General features: G+C 63.5%; 5 protein-coding genes. 1 reads left to right on the top strand and 4 read right to left on the bottom strand.

What is annotated here, in order from left to right; all coding sequences use genetic code 11:
- The coding region (locus EN964_RS21105) for an FAD-dependent oxidoreductase (RefSeq protein ID WP_164775911.1) at positions 1 to 1,987 on the top strand (1,987 nt) is incomplete at its 5' end.
- A 149-nt stretch (positions 1,988 to 2,136) separates the two neighbouring features.
- Here the strand turns inward: EN964_RS21105 and EN964_RS21100 are convergent.
- The 4 genes from EN964_RS21100 to EN964_RS21085 form a co-directional block, all read right to left on the bottom strand.
- Complete coding sequence (locus EN964_RS21100; RefSeq protein ID WP_127268477.1) at positions 2,137 to 2,724, bottom strand: NAD(P)H-dependent oxidoreductase; 588 nt, start codon at positions 2,722 to 2,724, stop codon at positions 2,137 to 2,139.
- A complete protein-coding gene (locus tag EN964_RS21095; protein WP_127268478.1) occupies positions 2,724 to 3,305 on the bottom strand; it encodes an NAD(P)H-dependent oxidoreductase in 582 nt (193 codons plus the stop codon). The genes EN964_RS21100 and EN964_RS21095 overlap by 1 nt, the downstream gene beginning before the upstream one ends.
- 205 nt (positions 3,306 to 3,510) lie before the next feature.
- Positions 3,511 to 4,914, bottom strand: a complete 1,404-nt coding sequence (locus EN964_RS21090; RefSeq protein ID WP_127268479.1) for an FAD-binding oxidoreductase — start codon at positions 4,912 to 4,914, stop codon at positions 3,511 to 3,513.
- Entirely contained in the window at positions 4,914 to 6,206 is a 1,293-nt protein-coding gene (locus EN964_RS21085) for a cytosine deaminase (RefSeq protein WP_127268480.1), read from the bottom strand. Before EN964_RS21085 ends, EN964_RS21090 begins: the two co-directional genes overlap by 1 nt.
- Between the last annotated feature and the right edge of the window lie 19 nt (positions 6,207 to 6,225).

Raw genomic sequence — 6,225 nt, 5'->3', positions numbered from 1 at the left:
CGCCAATATCGCCATGGCCCTGGCCAAGGGCGCGCGCCAGCGCGGCGCCACCATCGTCGAGAATGTCAAGGTCACCAAGGTCCACAGCAAGGCCGGCCGCGTCACCGGCGTGTCCTGGGCGCAAGGCGAAGAGCAAGGCACGATCGAGGCCGACATCGTCGTCAACTGCGCCGGCATGTGGGCCCGCGAACTGGGAGCGCAGAACGGCGTCACCATACCGCTGCACGCCTGCGAGCATTTTTACCTCGTCACCGAACCGATCCCCGGCCTCACCCGTCTGCCGGTGCTGCGCGTGCCCGATGAGTGCGCCTACTACAAGGAAGACGCCGGCAAGATGATGCTGGGCGCCTTCGAGCCGGTGGCCAAGCCGTGGGGCATGGACGGCATAAGCGAGGATTTCTGCTTCGACCAACTGCCTGAGGACATGGAGCATTTCGAGCCGATCCTCGAAATGGGCGTCAACCGCATGCCGATGCTGGCGACCGCCGGCATCCACACCTTCTTCAATGGTCCTGAGAGTTTTACGCCCGACGACCGCTACTATCTCGGCGAGGCGCCGGAACTGGCCGGCTACTGGATGGCGACCGGCTACAATTCGATCGGCATCGTCTCATCCGGAGGCGCCGGCATGGCGCTGGCGCAGTGGATCAACGATGGCGAAGCCCCCTTCGACCTGTGGGAAGTCGACATCCGCCGCGCACAGCCGTTCCAGAAGAACCGCCGCTACCTCAAGGAGCGCGTCTCCGAAACGCTCGGCCTGCTCTATGCCGACCATTTCCCCTACCGCCAGATGGCGACCTCGAGGAATGTCAGGCGTTCGCCGCTGCACGAGCATCTGAAGGCGCGCGGCGCCGTTTTCGGCGAAGTCGCCGGTTGGGAGCGCGCCAATTGGTTCGCACGCGAGGGCCAGGAGCGCGAATACCGCTATTCCTGGAAGCGCCAGAACTGGTTCGACAACCAGCGCGAAGAACACCTCGCGGTCAGGAATGGCGTCGGCCTGTTCGACATGACCTCGTTCGGCAAGATCCGTGTCGAGGGCCGCGACGCTCGGCACTTCCTGCAAAGACTATGCGCCAACGACATGGACGTCGCCCCGGGCAAGATCGTCTACACCCAGATGCTCAACCAGCGCGGCGGCATCGAGAGCGACCTGACGGTCTCGCGGCTGTCGGAAACGGCTTTCTTCCTCGTCGTCCCCGGCGCCACGCTGCAGCGCGACCTGGCTTGGTTGCGCAAGCACGTCGCCGACGAGTTCGTCGTCATCACCGACGTGACGGCGGCCGAAAGCGTGCTCTGCCTGATGGGCCCGGACGCGAGAAAGCTGATCCAGAAGGTCAGCCCCAACGATTTTTCCAATGATAAAAATCCGTTCGGCACGTTCCAGGAGATCGAGATCGGCATGGGCCTGGCCCGCGCGCATCGCGTCACCTATGTCGGCGAACTCGGCTGGGAACTCTATGTCTCGACCGACCAGGCGGCTCATGTCTTCGAGGCGATCGAGGAGGCAGGTGCGGATGTCGGCCTGAAACTCTGCGGCCTGCACACGCTGGATTCCTGCCGCATCGAAAAGGCCTTCAGGCATTTCGGCCACGACATCACCGATGAAGACAATGTGCTGGAAGCCGGCCTTGGCTTCGCGGTGAAGACCGCCAAGGGCGACTTCATCGGCCGCGAAGCCGTGCTGCGCAAGAAGGAAGCCGGCCTGTCACGCCGGCTCGTTCAGTTCCGTCTGAAGGATCCAGAGCCCCTGCTCTTCCACAACGAGGCGATCCTGCGCGACGGCAAGATCGTCGGCCCGATCACTTCAGGCAATTACGGCCATCATCTCGGCGGCGCCGTTGGGCTGGGCTATGTGCCTTGCAAGGGCGAGAGCGAGGCGGATGTGCTGGCCTCAACCTACGAGATCGAGATCGCCGGCGAGCGCTTTGCGGCGGAAGCGTCGCTGAAGCCGATGTATGATCCGAAGTCAGAACGGACAAGGATGTAGCACCCCTCTTCCTTCGCCCCGTTTACGGGGAGAAGGTGGCCCGAAGGGCCGGATGAGGGGCGGCGCCAACCTCTGCAATGTTCGTGCTGCCCCTCATCTGCCTGCAGGCATCTTCTCCCCGTGGAGCGGGGAGAAGGACGCCAATTCCCTCAAAACCGCTCCAACTTCGCCCGCACCTTCGCCAGAAACGCCGCCCGCGTTGCCGGCGTCGAGGCATCCATCAGATAGTGCGCCAGGAAAAACGTCCGGCAGCGCGTCGCGCACAGCGCCCGCATGCCGCGCAGCAGGGTCTTGCGTCCCGGCTGGCCGACGACGACGCTCCACCAGGTCGGCGCGCCGCAGGTTGTGATGACGCCGACCTTGGTCACATGCGTCATCAGCGACTTGATCCGTCCCTTGCCGGCCGGCAGCTTGAAGGCGACGTCCGTCGCCCACACCCGGTCGAGCCAGCCCTTCAGCATCGCTGGCAGCCCGTACCACCATGTCGGATAGACGAACAGGATCGCCTCGGCCCAGTTGAGCAGTTCGAAGTGCGGCTTCAGTGCCGGGTCCTGCGGCGCCTGGTCATTGTAGGAGCGCCGCTCATCGCAGCCCATCACCGGGTCGAATTTCTCCGCATAGAGGTCGAGCAGCCGCACCTCCCAGCCTCGTCGCGTCAGCACGTCCACGGCGGTGTCGCGGATGGCCGCGCAAAAGCTCTCGGGCACCGGATGGCAGTAAACCACCAGCGCGCGCATCAGAAGGCATCCATGCTGGCCGCGACCTTGGTCATGAAGGCCTTGCGCGTTTGGTCGGTAGACAGGTTCATCGCGTAGTACGCGAGATAGCTCACCGGCGCGCCCGGTTTTACGGTGGCGCGCAGCATGCGCTTGATCAGCTTGCGTGGCGGATCGCCCATCAGCATGGCGCGGAACCGGCTGCCGCCATAGGTGGTCACCGCTGCAACCTTGCGTATGTTGTGCAGAGACGGCTGCGCCTTGCCATCGACCAGTTTGAACGACACGCCGGGCAGGAAGACGCGATCGAAAAAGCCTTTCAGGATCGCTGGAAAGCCATAGTTCCAGACCGGATAGGAAAGCACCAGCGCATCGGCGCGCAGCAGGCGTTCGACATAAGGCGCGGCAGCGTCAGCGGCGCCGCGTTGGCTGTGGTAGTCCAGTCTTTCCTGGCGCGTCATCCGCGGATCGAAATCCTCCGCGTAGAGATCGCAGTCGTCCACCGCATGGCCCGCCGCTGTCAGCCGCTCTACGATCATGCGGTGCAGGCCGGCATTGAAGCTGGTCTCGACCGGATGGGCGTAAAGGACGAGGATGTTCATCGGAGGACATCCTGCAGGTCAGCGCGAGGCACCCCCCTCTGCCCTGCCGGGCATCTCCCCCTCAAGGGGGAAGATTGGCGGTTTCCGCGTTGCTGCCTATCTGCGACGTTGATGGTTAGCGAAAGCAGCGCGGCAGTCTGATCTCCCCCCTTGAGGGGGAGATGGCCGGCAGGCCAGAGGGGGGTGCAGCGCCACACGCTGGTCATCAGCTTGCCCTCTGCAGCCCCTTGAAAAGGAATGTCCGGCCCGACCGGTAGTCATAGTCCGGGTTCTCCCAGGCGATCATCTTGCCGGGGTTGAGCAGGCCTTGCGGATCGGTTTCGCGCTTGAAGGCAAGCTGCACCGCGTCGGTCTGCTTCATGCCGCCCTCTTCCAGCGTGTAGCGATGCGGGTTGAAGATCGGGCAGCCATTCGCTTCATGCAGACGCACGATCTCGTCGAGCCGCGCCTCGGTGGTGAACTTGACCAGCGGCAGGCCGAAGCAGGTGATGTTGCCGTCCAGCCGTACGAACTCCAGATGCGAGAACACCTCGCCGGGAAACATCGCATCCATCTTCTCGACCAGCGCCAGCTGGTTGGGAAAGGGATAGAGCGACTGCAGATAGGTAATCGAAGGATCGACGCGCAGCGCCCTCAGCGTGGTGTGGTTCCAGGCCAATTCATAGGCCGGCGGCAGGCCCTTTTTCTCGTCCGGCGTCGCCGTGGCCGCATTGTAGATCACCTCGCCACCGGCACGGCGGGTGAAGGCAAGGAAAGCGTCCAGCCCGTGCCGCGCCACCATGACGACGCAGATGCTTTGCCCTTCCCGGAGGAACTTCTGGTGCCGCTTGAAATAGAGTTGCGGCACGGGTGCGGCTATCGGCGTGATCAGCTTGGTCAGGATACCGTCCTGACATGCCAGCGCATTGCCATACCGGGCGACATCCATGAAAGCGTCGAAGCCAACGATGACATCGATCCATTCATAGGCCGCGGTCAGCGGCATCTCGACCTCCGATATGATGCCGTTGGTGCCATAGGCGTGGGTGACCTTGTGCAGATCCTCGCCGGTGAGTTCGAGCGCTTTCGGTTCGGCCTCCATCGTCACCACACGCAGGCGCAGCACATTGCCGAAATCGCGCAGGCCGCCGAAATTGATCGAACCGACGCCGCCCGAACCGCCGGCGATGAAGCCGCCGATCGAAGCGGTGTTGTAGGTGGACGGCGACAGCCGCAGTTCCTGCCCGGAATGCGCCCGCGTTGCCTTGTCGATATCGGCCAGGATGGCCCCCGGCCCGGTCACCACGCGACCTGGCGCGATCGACTTGATCTCGTTCATCTCGGCAAGGTTGAGCACGACGCCGCCGGAGAGCGGCATCGCCTGGCCGTAATTGCCGGTGCCGCTGCCGCGCGGCGTCACCGGCACGCCATGGCGGTGACAGGCGGCAAGCACGCGGATCAGTTCGGCCTCGTTCTTCGGCGTCACGATCAGGTCGCCGGTGACATGGTCCAACTGCTGCTTCAACACCGGGCTGTACCAGTAGAAATCGCGGCTCTTCTGCTGGACGATGGCCGGATTGTCGTCGACCTTCAGGCCTTCGAGATCGCGTTTGAGCGCCGAAACGTCCATTATCCCACCATCAGTTCGTCGAGTTCGGCATAGTCGGGCAATTGCCGGTCGATCGCCTTGCCGCCGCGCACCACGATGCGATCCGATTCGGGTCGCGAGAGCAATTCCGTCCAGCTTCGGCCTTTGAACAGGATGAAATCGGCATCGCCGCCGGCGGCAAGCGTGCCGAAGCCATCAAGCCGCATCACCTTGGCCGGCGTCGCGGTGACCGCTTGCGGCCAGTCGGCGACCGGATGGTCCAAATGCAGGATGCGCGTCGCCATGCGGTAGACCTCCAGCATGTCGAGATCGCCATAGGCGTAGAAGGGATCACGCGTGTTGTCGGAAGCGACTGCCACCGGAATGCCCCTCGCCTTCATCTCGTGCAGCAGCGTCACACCGCGCCAGCGCGGCGTGGTTTGGTCGCCGCGCCGGTCCTGCAGATAGAGATTGCACATCGGCAGCGAGACGACGGCGAGCCCGGCCTTCGCCACTTTGTCCAGCGTATCGAGCACATCGAGGTCCGGCTGGCGCGCGAGCGAGCAGCAATGGCCGACGAGGATCTTTCCTTCGAAACCGTTCCAGAGAGCGGCCTCGGCGATCTTCTTCAACGATATGGCGGAGATATCATCGGTCTCGTCGGCATGGAAATCGAGATCGAGGCCATGCTTGATCGCTTGCGCGAAGACATGGTCGAGCAGTTCTTCGAGGTCCGGCACCATATAGGTGACGACACCGAGCACGCCCTTTGCCGCGGCAACCCTTTTTGCCAGTCTGTCGAACCACTTTTTGTCGCGCACGCCTTCGATGCCGAGCAAACAGGCGCCCTGCAATTCGATACGGCCGCACCATGCCTCGCGCATCGTCTCGAACACTGGCCAGGAGATCTCCTCCTGCGGCGCGACGCTGTCGATGTGGGTGCGCAGCGCCCGGGTGCCATGGGCGTAGGCGCAGCGCAGTGAAAAATCCATCCGCCGCGCCAAATCCTCGGCGCTCCAGCGTGCCACGCGATCGGCTCCGGCGGCATTCAGCGCGCCCATGAAGGTGCCATCGGGATTTGGTTTCCGCGGCCAGATATGGCCTTTGTCGATATGCGTGTGGCAGTCGACGAAGCATGGGAGGATTATACGGCCGGCGAGGTCAATCGCATCGGCGGATCGGCCATGCGCGGTGATGCTGGAAATCTTCCCGTCGGCCACAGCGATGTCGGCAAGCCCGAAGCCGTCAGCATCGAAGGGCGCGGAAAGGCCTGGTGCCAGTGAGCGATGAAGGCGAACATTGGCGAGATGGTAAGAGCCGAAGGTTGGTATCAAGCGTTGCCCCCCTCTGTCC

The organism is Mesorhizobium sp. M7A.F.Ca.CA.001.10.2.1 (assembly GCF_003998575.1).
In the GTDB taxonomy this organism is placed as follows: Bacteria; Pseudomonadota; Alphaproteobacteria; order Rhizobiales; family Rhizobiaceae; genus Mesorhizobium.
Note: the sequence above shows the minus strand (reverse complement) of the source record. Positions and strands in the feature narration are given on the sequence as shown.

Coding starts and splice junctions, on each gene's coding strand:
- EN964_RS21100 (WP_127268477.1), bottom strand. CDS start 2,724: ATGCGCGCGCTGGTGGTTTACTGCCATCCGGTGCCCGAGAGCTTTTGC.
- EN964_RS21095 (WP_127268478.1), bottom strand. CDS start 3,305: ATGAACATCCTCGTCCTTTACGCCCATCCGGTCGAGACCAGCTTCAAT.
- EN964_RS21090 (WP_127268479.1), bottom strand. CDS start 4,914: ATGGACGTTTCGGCGCTCAAACGCGATCTCGAAGGCCTGAAGGTCGAC.